Annotated in this window: 15 protein-coding genes; 8 read left to right on the forward strand and 7 right to left on the reverse strand. The window is 39.2% G+C overall.

Going from position 1 to position 16,454, the window contains the following annotated elements; translation table 11 throughout:
• Nucleotides 1-8: 8 nt before the first annotated feature.
• Nucleotides 9-1,151 (forward strand): putative lipid II flippase FtsW, encoded by a 1,143-nt coding sequence (ftsW, locus tag F7888_RS14460; RefSeq protein ID WP_191780559.1) that lies wholly within the window; start codon nt 9-11, stop codon nt 1,149-1,151.
• Nucleotides 1,152-1,182: 31 nt separating this feature from the next.
• On the opposite strand, the gene F7888_RS14465 is transcribed toward ftsW, so the two are convergent.
• The gene (locus tag F7888_RS14465) at nt 1,183-2,238 is read right to left on the reverse strand and encodes an NAD(P)/FAD-dependent oxidoreductase (protein WP_191780561.1); all 1,056 of its coding nucleotides are present in this window, start codon (nt 2,236-2,238) and stop codon (nt 1,183-1,185) included.
• 214 nt (nt 2,239-2,452) lie between these two features.
• Here F7888_RS14465 and F7888_RS14470 point away from each other — a divergent pair, with 214 nt between their 5' ends.
• The 6 genes from F7888_RS14470 (at nt 2,453) to F7888_RS14495 (ending at nt 8,705) form a co-directional block, all read left to right on the forward strand.
• On the forward strand, nt 2,453-3,298 hold the full coding sequence (locus F7888_RS14470; protein ID WP_191780563.1) for an ABC transporter ATP-binding protein: 846 nt from the start codon (nt 2,453-2,455) through the stop codon (nt 3,296-3,298).
• Nucleotides 3,249-4,175, forward strand: coding sequence for an iron-hydroxamate ABC transporter substrate-binding protein (locus tag F7888_RS14475; RefSeq protein ID WP_191780565.1), 927 nt, complete (start codon nt 3,249-3,251; stop codon nt 4,173-4,175). The genes F7888_RS14470 and F7888_RS14475 overlap by 50 nt, the downstream gene beginning before the upstream one ends.
• A gap of 73 nt (nt 4,176-4,248) precedes the next feature.
• Nucleotides 4,249-5,262 carry a FecCD family ABC transporter permease gene (locus F7888_RS14480; RefSeq protein ID WP_191780567.1) on the forward strand — a complete coding sequence of 338 codons (1,014 nt, stop codon included), beginning with the start codon at nt 4,249-4,251 and terminating at the stop codon, nt 5,260-5,262.
• Nucleotides 5,259-6,266, forward strand: coding sequence for a FecCD family ABC transporter permease (locus F7888_RS14485; RefSeq protein WP_191780569.1), 1,008 nt, complete (start codon nt 5,259-5,261; stop codon nt 6,264-6,266). Before F7888_RS14480 ends, F7888_RS14485 begins: the two co-directional genes overlap by 4 nt.
• 116 nt (nt 6,267-6,382) lie before the next feature.
• Entirely contained in the window at nt 6,383-7,450 is a 1,068-nt protein-coding gene (locus F7888_RS14490; protein WP_191780571.1) for a DUF2804 domain-containing protein, read from the forward strand.
• Between the two features lie 136 nt (nt 7,451-7,586).
• Nucleotides 7,587-8,705 (forward strand): DUF1835 domain-containing protein, encoded by a 1,119-nt coding sequence (locus F7888_RS14495; RefSeq protein WP_191780573.1) that lies wholly within the window; start codon nt 7,587-7,589, stop codon nt 8,703-8,705.
• Nucleotides 8,706-8,754: 49 nt separating this feature from the next.
• On the opposite strand, the gene F7888_RS22975 is transcribed toward F7888_RS14495, so the two are convergent.
• Entirely contained in the window at nt 8,755-10,527 is a 1,773-nt protein-coding gene (locus tag F7888_RS22975; RefSeq protein WP_191780575.1) for a sensor histidine kinase, read from the reverse strand.
• Between the two features lie 115 nt (nt 10,528-10,642).
• Nucleotides 10,643-11,095, reverse strand: a complete 453-nt coding sequence (locus tag F7888_RS14505) for a helix-turn-helix domain-containing protein (RefSeq protein ID WP_191780577.1) — start codon at nt 11,093-11,095, stop codon at nt 10,643-10,645.
• A gap of 244 nt (nt 11,096-11,339) precedes the next feature.
• Between F7888_RS14505 and F7888_RS14510 the strand changes: the two genes are divergently transcribed.
• A complete protein-coding gene (locus F7888_RS14510; protein WP_191780579.1) occupies nt 11,340-12,164 on the forward strand; it encodes a lipid II flippase Amj family protein in 825 nt (274 codons plus the stop codon).
• 42 nt (nt 12,165-12,206) lie between these two features.
• Here the strand turns inward: F7888_RS14510 and F7888_RS14515 are convergent, their stop codons facing one another.
• From F7888_RS14515 to F7888_RS14530, 4 genes are read right to left on the reverse strand one after another with little or no spacing between them, the layout of a single operon-like run.
• Entirely contained in the window at nt 12,207-12,962 is a 756-nt protein-coding gene (locus F7888_RS14515; RefSeq protein ID WP_191780581.1) for a PHP-associated domain-containing protein, read from the reverse strand.
• A gap of 12 nt (nt 12,963-12,974) precedes the next feature.
• On the reverse strand, nt 12,975-13,793 hold the full coding sequence (locus tag F7888_RS14520; protein ID WP_191780584.1) for an energy-coupling factor transporter transmembrane component T family protein: 819 nt from the start codon (nt 13,791-13,793) through the stop codon (nt 12,975-12,977).
• Nucleotides 13,783-15,486, reverse strand: coding sequence for an ABC transporter ATP-binding protein (locus F7888_RS14525; RefSeq protein WP_191780586.1), 1,704 nt, complete (start codon nt 15,484-15,486; stop codon nt 13,783-13,785). The genes F7888_RS14520 and F7888_RS14525 overlap by 11 nt, the downstream gene beginning before the upstream one ends.
• Complete coding sequence (locus F7888_RS14530; protein WP_191780588.1) at nt 15,479-16,348, reverse strand: cell division protein FtsQ; 870 nt, start codon at nt 16,346-16,348, stop codon at nt 15,479-15,481. Before F7888_RS14530 ends, F7888_RS14525 begins: the two co-directional genes overlap by 8 nt.
• Nucleotides 16,349-16,454 lie beyond the last annotated feature (106 nt).

Below are 16,454 nucleotides of genomic sequence, written 5' to 3' on the forward strand. Positions count from 1 at the left end.
GTGATGACATGCTGATTAGACATTTAAAAAAATTTGATTATTGGTTAATCGTGACCATCCTATTACTATGTTCATTTGGTCTTCTTATGGTTTATAGTGCTAGCTATCCCATTGGTATGATCAATTACCATGACCCAAATTACTTTTTCTCAAGACAGCTAAAGTGGTTTGGACTTGGGTTGGTTGCCTTTGTCCTGGCTGCATTTTTTCCCTACCATGCATATGGGAAATTAAGTCCCCTGTTTGTTGTCATTTCAATCTCCCTTTTGGTAGCTGTATTGATTCCAGGAATCGGTGTTGAGCGAAATAATTCTCAAAGATGGATTCAACTGGGGTCATTTATGTTTCAGCCTTCAGAAGCCGTGAAACTACTTATGATTATCTACTTTGCCTATATTTATGCAAAAAAACAAAACTATATCGAGCACTTCACAAAGGGAGTATTACCGCCTCTCTTCATTTTAGCAACAGTGTTTCTGCTCATTTTAAAGCAACCAGATTTAGGGACAGCTACTTCCATTCTTGTAACATGTGGAGTCATTCTTCTGTGCTCAGGAGTACGTAAGATTCATTTGATTTTGTTAGGAAGTATTGCTATCTCAGGAATTAGTTACTTTGCCTTCACAACCCCTTATCGAATGAAAAGACTACTGTCCTTTCGAAATTCCTTTGATGATCCACTCGGTGACGGTTATCAATTAGTCAATTCTTATTTAGCGATTGCTTCAGGGGGGCCATGGGGCAGTGGACTTGGTAACAGTATTCAGAAGCTTGGATATCTACCAGAGGCTCATACAGACTTCATCATGGCTATTATTTTGGAAGAGCTTGGCATTGTTGGGTTATTATTCGTAATCGTTTCATATTTCATTATCATGCTTCGTGGGTTACATATTGCGCGAAACAGCAAAGATGCTTTTCCAAAGCTACTTGCTGTTGGCTTAACGTTTCAGCTTATGATTCAGGTAATCTTTAACTTAGGTGCGGTATCAGGCCTTCTCCCAATTACAGGAATTACGCTTCCATTCATTAGCTATGGTGGCTCCTCGCTCATTATTATCATGATTTCAGCAGGGATTTTGGTCAATGTATCTGCATCTGTGAAGAAAAAGCAGTTATCAGCTCCTAAAAACATAAAAATGCACAGCTAATAGTAAATCTTAGCTGTGCATTTTTATGGCATTAACTTCGTACGATCATTTCTTTCACTAATTCACGATTGCGCTTTTGAAATACTTCGTTATGAGAAGAAACCATGGCAAATTTTTGAGCATCCGGTTGGATATACTGTTTAGCCCTATTCACTGCGTTTGCTGCATCCTGAAAGCATCCTGCAATTAAATTTACTTTGCCTTCATAATTGAGAATATCACCTGCTGCGAAAATCCCCTCAATTGATGTTTCACTCCCTGCATTTCCAGCAATATAAAAATCATTTACCATGTCGAATTCTAATTCACTATTTTTCAGAAGGCTCGTATCTTGCTCATAGCCATGATTGATAATCACATCATCAATATCCAAATAAGTGACCTCTCCCGTTTCTTGGTGAGTCAGTTCCACTTGCTTGATACGTTCATGACTCTCACAAGCCACAAGTTTCGTAATGGACGTTTGTGATAAACAAGTGACACCACTATTCTTCATCTGAGTCACCTTCGCTTCATGACCAGTAAGATGTTCCTTGCGGTAGCTTATATAGACCTTTTTTGCCACCCGAACTAACTCATTCGCCCAATCAATGGCAGTGTTACCTCCACCTGAAATGACGACGGTTTTATCCTTGAAACGCATTAAGGATTGGACAGTATAATGAATATTAGACACCTCATAACGCTCTGCACCTTCAATTTTCAATTTCTTTGGATTTAGAATACCGCTACCGACTGCGACAATGACTGTTTTTGAATAATGGATTTGACCTGATGCCGCCTTTAATTTAAAAATTCCGTCTTGAGTTCGTGAAATCGAGTCAATTTTTTCATTTAGTACGACCTCTGGACCAAAGGTTAGGCCCTGTTCGACCAGCTGTTCAATCAATTTTGCCCCAGTTGTCGGTGTGATTCCACCAACATCCCAGATCATTTTTTCAGGGTATACATGGATTTTACCACCTAAATGAGGCTGAAATTCGATGATTTTTGTTTTCATTTCGCGAAGACCGCTGTAAAAAGTGGAATAAAGACCAGCAGGACCCCCACCAATTACTGTCACATCAAATAATTCTTGTTCACTCATCTCCATTACTCCCCTTCATAAATGTAATTGATTATCATTATCAATAAGGATAATCGATAATCACTATTTTTACAATACGAACTTTTAAGAAAATTTCCTTTCCCTTCATATTAAATTTTTCATTGACAATCCTAGAAGTAAGGAATTATAGTAAAACTACAATCGAAATTGATAATCATTATCAATAATATTACTAACCTGGAGGTCATAATAGATGGATCGACTATCTACAGATGATTTAAGCATTGGCTATGGTGAAAAGTTAATTGTCAAAAACCTAAGTGTAACCATTCCCGATCATAAAATCACCACGATCATCGGTTCTAACGGATGTGGCAAATCGACCTTATTAAAAGCGATTACACGGATTATTTCTCATCAATCCGGAACAGCCCTTTTGGACGGAAAAGATATTTCAAAGCAACCGACAAAGCAGCTAGCAAAAAAAATGGCTATTCTCCCTCAAACACCTGAGGGTGCAGCTGGATTGACTGTTGGTGAGTTAGTTTCCTATGGAAGATTCCCCTACCAAAATGGATTTGGTCGCCTATCAAAAAGGGATTATGAGGTCATTGACTGGGCGCTAGAGGTCACTGGAACAATCGATTATAAATATCGGACTGTCGATGCACTATCCGGAGGTCAACGACAGCGAGTTTGGATTGCCATGGCACTTGCCCAAGAAACGGACATCATCTTTCTTGATGAACCAACAACCTATCTAGATATGGCTCACCAGTTAGAGGTTTTAGAATTACTACAGAAATTAAATCGTGAGCAAGGACGCACGATTATTATGGTTCTACATGATTTAAACCAAGCTGCTCGTTTTGCTGACTATATCATTGCGATGAAAGACGGTGAAGTCGTGAAAGCTGGAGCTTGTGAAGACGTCATTGTCCCTGAAGTGCTTCGTCAAGTATTTCAAATAGACGCTCTCATCGGACGTGACCCACGAACAAATAAACCAATGTGTATCACCTATAACCTATTAAAAGGAGATCAATCGAATGAAGAAACTACTCATCCCGTCTATGCTAGTGCTCACTCTACTTATTAGTGCTTGTGGAAAGAACGAAGCAACACCTGAAGGCAATAGCTCAACACCAAAGGAAGAAACATCAGAATTTGTTACATATGAATCAGAAACAGGACCTGTTGACGTTCCTGCTAATCCACAAAGAGTTATCTTACTTTCTGGTTTCACCGGTAATGTCATTAAGCTTGGTGTGAATGTTGTTGGGGTCGATGTTTGGTCAAAAACAAATCCAACCTTTGCGGAAGAATTAAAGGATGTTGAGGAAGTCTCTGATGAAAGCTTGGAAAAAATCATTGAATTAGAGCCTGATTTAATCATTGGCTTATCAAATATTAAGAATGTCGATAAACTAAGTGAAATCGCTCCAACTGTTACTTATACTTGGGGAAAATTAGATTATTTAGCTCAACACGTTGAGATTGGTAAACTATTAAATAAGGAAGCCGAAGCCCAAGCTTGGGTGGATGATTTCAAAACACGCGTCGAAGCCGCTGGTGATGAAATTAGAGCAAAAATTGGTGAAGATGCAACTGTTTCTGTCATTGAAAGCTATGGAAAAGACCTTTATGTTTTCGGTGATAACTTTGCTCGTGGAACAGAAATCCTCTATCAAGGGCTGAAATTAAAAATGCCTGAAAAGGTAAAAGAAGTAGCAGCTGAATCTGGTTATTATGCCCTGTCTGCCGAAGTACTGCCAGAGTATGCGGGAGATTATATCCTACTAAGCAAATACTCTGATGCTGATACTGCTTACCAAGAAACTGACACGTATAAGAACATCCCAGCTGTTAAAAATAACCAAGTCTTTGAAATGGAAGGACAAGGGGCATCCTTCAGTGATCCTGTCACTTTAGAAAAACACTTTGAATTTATTACGAAATCATTTCTAGGAAATTAAGCACAAGGAGGAATTCTTTCTTTAGAATTCCTTTTTGTCTATTCTACCTTAGTAAAGGAAAAGATGGAGACTTATGAAGAAAAAAACCTTAAGTTCTACTTCATTCATCGTTAAATTAATTATTGGATTGATCCTATTTATCATCATGTTTGTGGCAGCAATGATTTTTGGAGCAGCAGATATTTCAATCAGAGATGTTTGGCTAGCCCTCACTTCTCCATCGACATCTGGTGATAAAATATCAATTATCCGAGAAATTCGCTTACCACGTGAAATCGCTGCGATAGCCGTTGGAGCAGCCCTTGCTGTTTCAGGTGCAATTATGCAGGGAATGACCAGAAATCCACTTGCAGACCCAGGGTTACTTGGCTTATCTGCCGGAGCGAATGCAGCACTAGCCATCACGATTGCACTCATCCCTTCTGCTAATTATTTCATCACGATGGTTGCTTGTTTTATTGGCGCTGCAGTTGGTGCAGCTTTGGTTTTTGGCATCAGTGCCATGAAAAAAGGGGGCTTCTCTCCTTTACGTATTGTTCTAGCTGGGGCAGCCATTTCCTCCTTCCTGTACGCCATTGCTGAAGGAGTAGGACTTTATTTTAAAATTTCAAAGGATGTTTCAATGTGGACTGCTGGAGGAATGATTGGGACAACTTGGGGACAGCTCAAGATCATTGTCCCGTTTATTGTCATCGGAATTCTTATCTCCTTTGTTCTCTCTCGTCAGCTTACCATCCTAAGCTTGAATGAAGAACTAGCTGTTGGTCTAGGACAAAAGATCACTCAAATTAAAATGGGCCTTTTTATGATCATTATCATTTTAGCAGGTGCCTCTGTGGCGTTAGTTGGAAACATGGCATTTATCGGTCTGATGATTCCACATATTGTCCGAGCTGTTGTAGGAACCGATTACCGATATATCTTACCGATGTCAGCGATTTTCGGAGCTACTTTTATGCTCTTTGCTGATACACTAGGTCGTACGCTTCACCCACCTTACGAAACACCTGTTGTCGCCATTGTCGCCATGATTGGTTTACCATTCTTCCTGGTGATTGTCCGTAAAGGAGGTAGAGCATTCACATGATCCATCCAGCATTGATGAAGAAGCAGCGACTGATCATCGCATTAGCTCTTCTACTTATTCTAGCTACAATCGTAGTGGGCATGGGGTTGGGGTATTCATCCCTCTCTTATAACAGATTGCTCCCTACACTTTTCGGGCAAGGGACATTTAAAGAGGAGTTTGTGCTATTTTCCGTTCGTTTACCACGAATTATTATCACCCTGTTAGCTGGTATGGCACTTGCCTTATCTGGTGCTATACTACAAGGAATCACAAGAAATGATTTAGCTGATCCAGGGATTATTGGGATTAATTCAGGTGCAGGTGTTGCCATCGCTGTTTTCTTTTTGTTCTTTCCAATTGAGGTAGGATCATTTGTTTATATGATTCCCGTTGTTGCCTTCCTTGGAGCAATATTGACGGCTGTTTTGATTTATTTATTGGCTTACAACAGGCAATCAGGTTTGCAACCCGTTAGTCTAGTGCTGATTGGGGTTGGATTTTCCATGGCTCTGTCTGGCACAATGATTGTTCTGATCTCATCAGCCGAGCGAACGAAGGTTGATTTCATCGCTAAATGGTTGGCTGGGAATATATGGGGTACCGATTGGCCTTTCATTTGGGCTCTTCTCCCATGGTTATTGATCCTAATTCCATTTACATTATACAAAGCCAATCGCTTAAATCTCTTAGCAATGAGCGAGCCTGTTGCAATTGGTGTAGGCATTTCCATTGAGAAGGAACGGATCGTCTTATTATTATCCGCTGTTGCACTAGCTGCCTCTGCTGTTTCAGTGACTGGTGGAATTAGCTTTATCGGACTTATGGCACCTCATATTGCCAAAGCATTGGTTGGACCAAGAAATCAACTGTTCCTGCCTATCGCCATTTTACTCGGTGGCTGGCTACTCTTATTTGCTGACACAATCGGACGCAATATCATCGAACCAAGCGGCGTACCTGCAGGAATTATGGTCTCCATCATTGGAGCACCTTACTTTATATATCTGTTATTGAAAAAATAGAGTTCAGAACATCCCTTGACTACAATTAGGGGATGTTTTTCTAATTGATAAAGTTGTTTCAAAATTATAAATTCATTGTTATAATAACGATTAAATAAGATAAGGGGTATGTGAGTATGAAAAAAGGAAGTCTTAACGAAGCTAAAATTGAAAACGCTTTCCGCAATAAGAACTCAACTACTAATCATAGCTTAGCGGTTGCAGAGCATCTTGTCGTTGATGGCAAACGACAACATGGACGATTTAACGTACGCCCTCAAGATGTCGATCCTCTAGATGAGACATCTGCCATTCCAAGAGCTTTGCGGCGTCTAAGACTTAAGGAATGGGTTGGATTCACCCTGCTTCATCCTGAGATTTCGTCTTCGATGATTCTCCAGGAAGCGCATTATTTGGCAAGCTCAGAAATCTATGTGCGCGATAAACACGGAATGGTCGAGCATAGTCGCAATGTCCGTGGTGGTTCCCTTAAATTGCCACATAGGCTGTTCCCTAGTACACCAGTGATTGATACAAAGGGCTACAGAATCTTATACAATTGGGCTGATAAACCAGAGGGAACTCATCGAATTCAGGTGTCTGTTGAAGCCACCACAGATAAACCAGCCATTGTGATGGATCTTGAGCTTTACGGAGACAAGTCTTCAGCGATTCTTTCGGTAAGCTCGCCGCTTCCTGGAGGTTCTATGTATACACACAAGGTCGCTTATCCAGCTTCGGGTACAGTGACTGTCGGTGATCGTACATACAAGTTTGATCCATCTCGTGACATCGCTATTCTCGATGAACACAGAACCGTCCTTCCTTACAGAACAACCTGGCTTTGGGGCACATTTGCCACAATTACAGATGAAGGAGTGATTGGTGCAAACTTCGCCCAACGACCGATTGTTCCAGGCACAGAAGAAGAATCTTGCTTGTGGACACCAGGTGCGTGCGAGCCTTTAGGAGATATCCTATTCAATCAGTCATCTGACAACCCGCTGGCCCCATGGCATATTTACTCAGCGGATGGACGACTAGACGTCACCTTCACACCAGAAGATCGTAAGGATGTCAAACACCAGCTTGTTGTTGCCTCTATTGACTACTGGCAAATGGTAGGGACCTATACAGGAACAATCGCTGGTCATAAAGTAACCGGTGTACGAGGTGTCTGTGAATCAATGAAAGCTCGTCTCTAACTAATCGACTGAAGGAGCAGCACCTCACTTCTAAATCTGTGAGAGTGCTGTTTTTTCCACATACAAATGCATCTCATATCTTTTTTTGTTAAAATTTATCTATACAGGTTTGTTTTATGCAGAGGAGATGTAAGTGTTGTATACAAGAATGAATGATCCCTTTATTTATTTTTTTATGGAACCAAATGTGATTTTTGTATATGAGATTTTATCTCTTGACTATTTAACCATCACTGATTTGGAAGGTGGACATGGTTGGGCCACCTATGAGGTCAACCAGTCTAGCGACTTTGACTCCTTTAACCATGAGAATTCAGAGCCTCTTAGCGGATATGGATATTTTATCAATCAAGATGATCTACACCTGATGACGATAGAAATTAACAAGTACATCAAGAAAAAGAAAGTTAATTCTCAACAAATAGATCCTCAACCTATGCCCGTTCATCTAGTTACTTCAGAATCTGCTGCTGGTGCACTTAGAGTAGGACTCGACCGCCCCAAGCATGTGATTGGTTTTCAAGATAGCTTTGCCATCGGTCCGTTATGGAAGCTAGATGAAACAATTGGACAATCTCACCGAAATGAATGGTTCTATGATCATATCAACCTAGAACAACCGAATGATTATGAATTTCAGAACCAATTTTCCAAATCACTTCTTGAGATTGATGATATAAGAGAGCAGGATCCTATTTATATTTGGACTGGGAATAATGTTGAAGAGCAAATCGGCATAAGATTTATTTTATATTTATTGAGAAATAAAACGAATGACTGCTACATCATTAACTCAACAGACTCTTATATCTCAAACATAAAGCCAATGCCCATTAATGGACATATTTACTATACAAGTCAAATTAAACCGAATGACCTAAACTTTTTGTTTAAGCAAAATCAGAAAATCAATCCACTCTCTCAACAAGATAAAGAAAAGTATGTAGACGAATGGGAAAACCTTTCTCAATCAACATTAGTATTACGTATTTTGTCTCAAGGTGAGATTATGAATGTCTCAGAAGATTACTACGATGATCAGATTCTAGAACTGATAAAAGGACTCAAAGCCAATCAAGATTCTAATCATTTTGTGAAAACTGGAGCAGTTATTGCTGAGTTTTTAAATATATCAAAAATGCCAGTGAACCCCTTTTATTTAGAATATAGAATACGTGATATGGTCTATAATGGAAGATTAGAATTAAAAGGAGTGCCCAGATCTATGAGGCATTATAGTGTTAGATTAAAATAATCTTAATCTACATAAAAACCCTCGAACCTAGTTCAAGGGTTTTGCCGTATTAGCTATGATTTGCAAGTGGAACAGAAAAATAAAACGTACTTCCTTGACTTGGGGTACTTTCAAACCAAAAGTCTCCCCCATTAAGCTTTACAAAGTCTCGACAAAGTGAAAGTCCTATTCCTACTCCTCTCTCACCCGCTGTACCAGTGGAAGAAATCGGGTAAGTATGCTCCTGTAATAGGACCTTTGCTTGCTCCGGGTGAATCCCTTTCCCTGTGTCTTGGATGGAGACAATGACTTTACTGCCTTCTTCTTTTGCATTGATAAAAATACGCCCATCCATATCTGTAAATTTAAGTGCATTAGTAAGTAAATTTCGAATGATTAACTCAAGCATTTCTCTGTCTGCATAAACTGCCGTGTCTTGGTTAATTGTAGATATGACATGAATTCGTTTGAGTTCTATTTTAGGTTGTTGCAGATGAATGGATCTCTCAATCGTTCGAGACAAATTCCAGACAACAGGGTTAATGACCATTCCCCCTTTTTGACTCCTGAACCAATCAAGCAAATTTTCAACGAGTGAAAACGTATTTTGAATTTGTTTATCCATCTCATGAACGACTTCATCATGTTTTTCATCCAACTGATTTAAATCTTCCTTCAGTATTTCCATTAAACTAATAAGAATCGAGAGCGGATCACGAATATCGTGAGCAATCACGGTAAACATTTTATCCTTGAATGCGTTGAGTTCCTTTAATTGTTCCGAATGACTCAGAATCCTTTGCTCAGCCAACGTTGCCTCCGTCACATCGTTTAACATCAGCATTTTCCCTATTGTGTATTCTCTTTTATCAAGAACTACAGAGGAATAAACTTGAAAGAAACGAGCGTCAGAACCATCATCAAACTTAATTTTCCTTTGTACTGAATCCTTTTCAATCAACATCCCTACAAGCTGCGGATAGTTAGAAAATAGACGGATGGCGGATTTTCCAATCACTTTTTTACCTTGTAGCTCGTCAAAGACGTCAAGGGCTGCTTGATTAAAGCTAGTAATTAAATAATCTTGATCAACCACAATAACGGCTTCCTTCATCGATTCAAACACCTTTTGCAATGCGTTTGGAACCAGCTTCATCATATTAAATTGGTAAATTCCCCACATATAGAAAATTCCCGAAAACAGAAAACCGATTGGAGCTATATCAATTTTGGGTGAAAAAATCCCGCTTAAATAGATGAGTGTAACCCCATATGGACCAGCTGAACCAACCAGTAGCCAAACAACCTGCTTCTTAATTTGAACACTCACAACTGACCGGTACATTCGAATAAGCATTCCAATTCCGAGAAAAACGAGCAAGTAATTATACACCGTATGGAGGATGTAAAAAGGACCTGGAGTCGTTTCTAGCAAAGGAAACCCTGCATCCTCGTGAATCTCCATCGTTTGATAAAATAAATGATGCCAATCATTTGTATAATGACTAATAAAAGTAAGGACAGGTACAATCATCATGACGAGAAAAAGCCATTTACGAACAAAGATTTTATGATTGGTGAATAGCGCAATGGTAATAAACCACAGGAGTGTTCCGAACGCTATCCCAATGTACTCGATCTTTAACCAGAATTTGATTTGCTCCATGCTTGTACTCATAATCTCAAAAGCATAACCAAACGTATATAAAGTACATGCACACATACCAAAGAAAAAGCTGAAAGCGACCGGATTTTCTCTTCTTTTCCACGCTAGAATGGCAATGTACCCTAGACTACTACTAATGGCAATTAATATGACAAATAAATAATAATTATAGCTCACTCACCGACCGCCCCCGAACGATGTCGATTTTTGTTGTTTTACACTATCATACCATTTATTCGGGTAGTGGACATTCAACTTTTTCCTTTGAGACTGTTGAAAATCTTATATCAAATCAATCCTCTTTATATTTGTCTTTTACCATACTAGAACCAATCCCAGCTCCGACCATTAAAATTAGCGGACCAAAATTCCAAATAAAAGAACCACCATATAAAGTAAAATCTAATGAAGTAAATTTATTTAGAAGAATCATACCAATTTTTATTATCAACAGAGCAACACCTATTAAAAATATAACATCAAAAACAAATTTCAATTTGGGGTGTGCCAATTGCTTACTATCATTAATCACTTTCTCCTTCAATTCCTCATCACTCCTTAACAATTCATCTATTGTCACTTCAAACAGATCACTTAATTTAATTATGATTTCAATACTAGGATAATTTTGACCATTTTCCCACTTAGAAACTGACTGTCTACTAACAAATAGTTTTTCTGCTAATTCTTCTTGAGACCAGCCCCGATCCTTTCTTTCCTTTTTCAACTTCTCTGCAAAGATCATGTTATCAGTCACCTTTCATTTATCTATACTCCATTATGATAAAGACTACTGTAAAAAGTAAAGATAGCTATAGTTGCTTGGGCCGCAACCTATAGTTTACCTTAACCAAATCCCTTAATTACTAACATTTCACTCTGCCAAAATTTGAATGTTCTTGCTGAGACACATCCTACTCATTCTGATTCACCCTTCAAATATGGTACAATGTGACAAAATAGAACGATTTAGAGAGAAGTGTTTCTTGATGGACATTATTACGACCAAGGTGATCTTCATCGCCTTATTTATCCTAATCATTCATAGCATTGAAACGCTAGCCTATGCAGTACGATTGTCTGGTGCGAGGGTGAAGATGATTGCCTCTGCCCTCTCATTATTTAATATGATGGTGATTGTTTCGAGAATGGCTAATATGATGCAGCAGCCATTTACAGGAAGCTTAGTGGATAATGCACCTGAGGAACATGCGCTTATCTTCGTGGAACAGCAATACAGGGTATTAATCGGGGCCTCGACCATTGGAACAATCATTGGCATTATCTTATTACCAACCTTTACTGCCTTATTTTCAAGAGCCATCATTCACTTGTCAGCGGAACGAGGGTCAATCCCAGCTCTACTAAAAAAAGGGTTCACCCTGGAATTCATAAAACGCGGAAGAAGGCATCTTCATTTACCTAAGCTTTCTTATATAAGAGAAATCAAATTCAAGGACATCCCGCTTCAATTGTTCTTCTTTAATATGATTGTTACATCCATCTATACGATTGGGGTATTATCAGCACTCTATGCATCATTAATCGCACCAGATCGGGCTGGGGCAACAATTATGGCATCTGGACTAATCAATGGGATCGCTACTATCCTATTAGCTCTTTTCATTGATCCCAAAATCTCTGTCATGGCAGATGATGTGGTGAATGATCGAGGAAGCTATTCGACGTTGAAAGGCATCTCCGTTATCATGATTTGCTCAAGACTTCTTGGCACCCTACTTGCCCAAATCATTTTCATCCCAGGGGCACATTATATTGCTTGGATCACGAAGTTTATTGTACATTTTAACTAAAAGAGCATGGAGATTTAGCTTCTCCATGCTCTTTCTATATTCTTAGATTTCTACTTCAAGCTTTTCTTTTTCAATCGCCTTTAGACGAGTTGCTTCAGACACACGTTCATGTAGGTCTTCAGCTACAGTTACTGTAAATTGGCCCTTTTGTAAGGTATTCTTCAACTCTGATACATTATGACACTCATTCTCTAATACCGTATACACCGCTCCATATTGCTTAAAGTGATGAGTGTCACTGCCACCAACTACAGGTAGGCCCAGACTTGTTGCTAATGATTGGACATCTTGAATATTCTCCGTGATTCCCCGTGTATGCAGATCCTTGCCATTTAAATCAAATGCATCTAATCTTGCTAACAACGATGGCTCCAGATCCTTTAACGGCGTACTTGGGCGATATGGATGGGCGCCAATAACAAGCATTTCATAGCAAGAGGTCTTATCCAATAGCTCTCTAAACGGAATAAATGGATCGATGTACTCATCTAGTTCTTCACGCAAAGAACGTACATCTTTCAACTCACCAATACATAAGATATGACCTACCTCATATACATCTACTTCCATTCCCGGGAAGACCTTCAGACCATCGACCATATAATAACCTTTCCCATAAGAATAGTGCGCATCTAATGTATCATAGACCTCATGAAAATTCCTCGTATTGAAATGCTCAGTTAAAGCAATCCCCTCTAGGCCACTAGCTAGTGCACTTTGTACCATTTGTTTGAAATAAGATAAGGAAAAATCAACCTTTTTAGATAATTTGGCATGTGTATGGAAATCAACTTTCATCATAGCTCTCCTCTATAAAACAAAATGTAGGGCATGAACGATTATCAAATAAAGAATCGTGATCATCACAAATGCGTAATCGATATAAGTCAGCTTTAAATAGCCTGTTTTTAGCTTAATCATGTTTGAATCCTTTGCTCCATAGCTAAAGCCCTTTGTTTCAAGTGCTTCCACCGTTGTTCTTGACCGTTTTGCAGTATTTAAAATAAGCGGATAAAACGAACGCATAAATATAATTAAATAATATGCGAGCTTTCTCCAATAAAAGACACCATTTTTCGAAGGCGCTAACCCTCTTAAGCGGTAGGATAGGATAATTTGCTGCAATTCTTCTAGTAAAATCGGTAGAATCCGATATCCATAAGCGACACTAAACGAGAATGTGGGTGGAAAACCCATTCGAAGTAACGCATCACTGAATTTCTCTGGATTTAGACTCGTAAATACAGCCACACTGGCAAGAGAAATACTCCCAAGCTTAATACTTAGCCAAAACATCGGCATCACGGTCTCAAGATTTCCCCCAAAGAGAAGTGAAATAGCAAAAAGGATTCCCATCTCTCCTAGTAATCCCAGACCAAGTACAGCAAGAAGTAGAGGGCTCACCTTTGCTTTATACGTCAAAAAAACCATAAATAATAGATAGCCAACCAACACAATATGGCTATGAATAAACCACGGGACAATCGCAAAATAACAATACCAAATAAGAATCACACGAGGGTCAAGCTTAGTAAGCAAATTAACATCTGTGCTATAGGCGGTTCTTACTAACTCCCCTTTGATGTATTCAAGACTAAGCTTCTCAGACCATAGTTTGCTAGTTTCCAACTAATTCACCTCGCATCTCTGCTTGCTTCCAGCACTCAAGAAAATCCTCAATCGTCGCACAGTACGGGAATCCTAGCTCATTGCATAATGTCACAATTTGCGGTGGCACTAAACCCGCTTGATCCAACAGATCTTCTTGTTTAAAAATAATCTCGCATGTGTTATCAGCAATCAATTCTCCATGATGCATCACGAGGATTCGATTCGCCCATTCAGCCACAAGCTGCATATCATGAGTTGCAACAATAATGGTATCCACATGTTTCTTCAATTGCTCTAGCATCCAAACCACTTTTGATTTTGTCGCCATATCTAAGTTGGCTGTTGGTTCATCAAGAATCACAATCGAAGGTCTCATTGCTGCACCGATCGCCAATGATACACGACGCTGCTGACCACCACTTAGAAGACGTGCATCCTGATGTTGAAGATCCGTTAAATCAAAATCCTCCAGAATTTGATCCACAAGGGCGGACATACCTTCCACCTTACGTGCCTTCAAATAGAATTCAATTTCCTTCCTCACACTATCATCAATAAACATCTCCTCTGCCTGTTGAAAGACAAATGCAATGTCATTTGATAACGCCTCTGGTGTCATTTTCTTCAGTTTTTTTCCAAAAAGCTCAAGGGCTCCTTCTGTTGGCTTAGTGATTCCACTTACTAGTTTTAATAAAGAGGATTTCCCTGCCCCATTATTACCAACGAGCGCAACTTGATCACCTTTATGAAAAGTCGTTGATACATTTTTCAAAGCAGCTTTCATGTCCTTATTCAACGTTTGATAACGAACGGTTGCATTCTGAACAGATATGATGGGTGACCCCTCTTTTTTCAGCTTTGTTGGAACGGAAGCTTGTTCAAAAAAGGGAAGCTGAAAGTATTGAACAGCCTCCTTCATCGTAATAGGGTAAGAAGAATCACGCTGTAACGCATGAGCTGCTAAGGTCACCTGTGGCGGGAAGATTTGCCTTGCTAGTAAATCCTCTACCTGGCAAAGGGCATCTCTTACTTCCTTCTTCCACTTCACCCTCCCCTTATCCATCAGAGCAACACTCGAGCAATAGGAAGCAATAAATTCTGTATGATGCTCGATTACTATAATCGTGGTTCCATACTCTTCATTCAATTGCTTCAATACCTCATAGATTCGCTTGGCATGCTGTGGATCTAATTGAGCAATCGGTTCATCGACAATCAATACCTTTGGCCTCATTGCAATTGCACCTGCTAATGCAAGCAAATGCTTCTGCCCCCCACTTAATTGCCAGACAAACTCCTTTTCTACATGAGCTAGCCCTGTCACCTGTAATGCCCATCTCCCACGTTCCTTGAAATCCTCAAAGCCATAATTCAATGGAACAAAAGAAGCATCATCTAATACAGTCGGACGTAACAATTGATTCTCAAAATCTTGATACACATAGCCAATCATTTTTGATAGACTACCAACATCACTAGACGTTGTTTCAAGACCATTTGATTGAACCTCACCTTCAAATTCACCAACATAAAAATGAGGGATAAGACCATTCATTGTTTTACAAATGGTTGATTTTCCAGAGCCATTTCCACCAATGATAGCCAAGAACTCGCCTTCATTAATTGATAGACTTACTCCATCAAGGACCTTCACATCACTACCTGGATATTGAAAGGATACATTTCTAATGTCAATCACTGGCTTATCCAACGTTTTTCATATCCTCATCTGAACTTTTTCCTTTTTTCATTAAATACATAATAATGGCAACAGAGGCCACTGCCGCTACACCGATTACCATCCAAATCACCTGTGATCCGTATATATCTACAAATTCTGGTTCCCACACACCTAGCTCAAAGTCTGATTCTGATAGAGCTTCTGCTCCAAATGCCATCACCGATAACACTAAGCTGATTAGGATAAATTTGGGTGTGATAATTTCACTCATAGGATAGTTAAGCTTATTATTTCTTGGCTTCATCCCTAGTAACGGTTCAATTTTTCCATATAAACGAGGAACTAAATAGAGAGTAGGTAACAAGACAAACAATGTTCCTGAGAATATAAGATCAGTTAAAAACTCAACACCCTCAACAACAAAGATACTTTCAGCTAATCCTGGGACAGCTTCAAACTCCTCTACCCCAACCATGACCTTAACAATATCAACGATAGTGCTTAAAACAAGGAAGATTCCATAACCAGTAATTGCCCCAATAGCAACTTGAGACTTACTCTTAGCATTACGGACAATCATGCCTCCAAGACACATCCCAAGTGAAAAGAGGATAAATTTCTCCACTTCACCAATTCCACCGAACTGACCTAGCATCAGTTCTCCAAAGATTAATTCTCCAGTTGACGCACCAATTGCAGCATATAAAGGATGAAATAACATACATAATGCCAATGGAATAAATGCAAAGCAATCAATCTGTAATTCGATAGGACCTACATTAACGGATGGCACCAGTTCAGTGAACATATTACTAAGTCCGTATAGACACATGGACAAAATAAACACCATCATTTTTTGAGATTGAGTTAATACATAACGTTCTTTTACCATTTCTTTCCCTCCTCAGCTTCGATTACCACCTATTCTAGATTGGTAATGTAAAGGAAATGTTAATAAAGAGTTAGAAAATTGTAAGATTTTTTTATTTTTTGATTCT

The sequence above is a fragment of the Litchfieldia stipae genome, assembly GCF_014837155.1.
Taxonomy (GTDB): Bacteria; Bacillota; Bacilli; order Bacillales; family Bacillaceae_L; genus Litchfieldia.

Bases quoted from the DNA above. Each gene is read 5' to 3' on its own strand.
- F7888_RS14530 (WP_191780588.1), bottom strand. From the start codon at position 16,348: ATGGTAAAAGAACGTTATGTATTAACTCAATCTCAAAAAATGATGGTG.
- F7888_RS14485 (WP_191780569.1), top strand. From the start codon at position 5,259: ATGATCCATCCAGCATTGATGAAGAAGCAGCGACTGATCATCGCATTA.
- F7888_RS14470 (WP_191780563.1), top strand. From the start codon at position 2,453: ATGGATCGACTATCTACAGATGATTTAAGCATTGGCTATGGTGAAAAG.
- F7888_RS14465 (WP_191780561.1), bottom strand. From the start codon at position 2,238: ATGAGTGAACAAGAATTATTTGATGTGACAGTAATTGGTGGGGGTCCT.
- ftsW (WP_191780559.1), top strand. From the start codon at position 9: ATGCTGATTAGACATTTAAAAAAATTTGATTATTGGTTAATCGTGACC.
- F7888_RS14505 (WP_191780577.1), bottom strand. From the start codon at position 11,095: ATGATCTTTGCAGAGAAGTTGAAAAAGGAAAGAAAGGATCGGGGCTGG.
- F7888_RS14515 (WP_191780581.1), bottom strand. From the start codon at position 12,962: ATGAAAGTTGATTTCCATACACATGCCAAATTATCTAAAAAGGTTGAT.
- F7888_RS14475 (WP_191780565.1), top strand. From the start codon at position 3,249: ATGAAGAAACTACTCATCCCGTCTATGCTAGTGCTCACTCTACTTATT.
- F7888_RS14510 (WP_191780579.1), top strand. From the start codon at position 11,340: ATGGACATTATTACGACCAAGGTGATCTTCATCGCCTTATTTATCCTA.
- F7888_RS14480 (WP_191780567.1), top strand. From the start codon at position 4,249: ATGAAGAAAAAAACCTTAAGTTCTACTTCATTCATCGTTAAATTAATT.
- F7888_RS14490 (WP_191780571.1), top strand. From the start codon at position 6,383: ATGAAAAAAGGAAGTCTTAACGAAGCTAAAATTGAAAACGCTTTCCGC.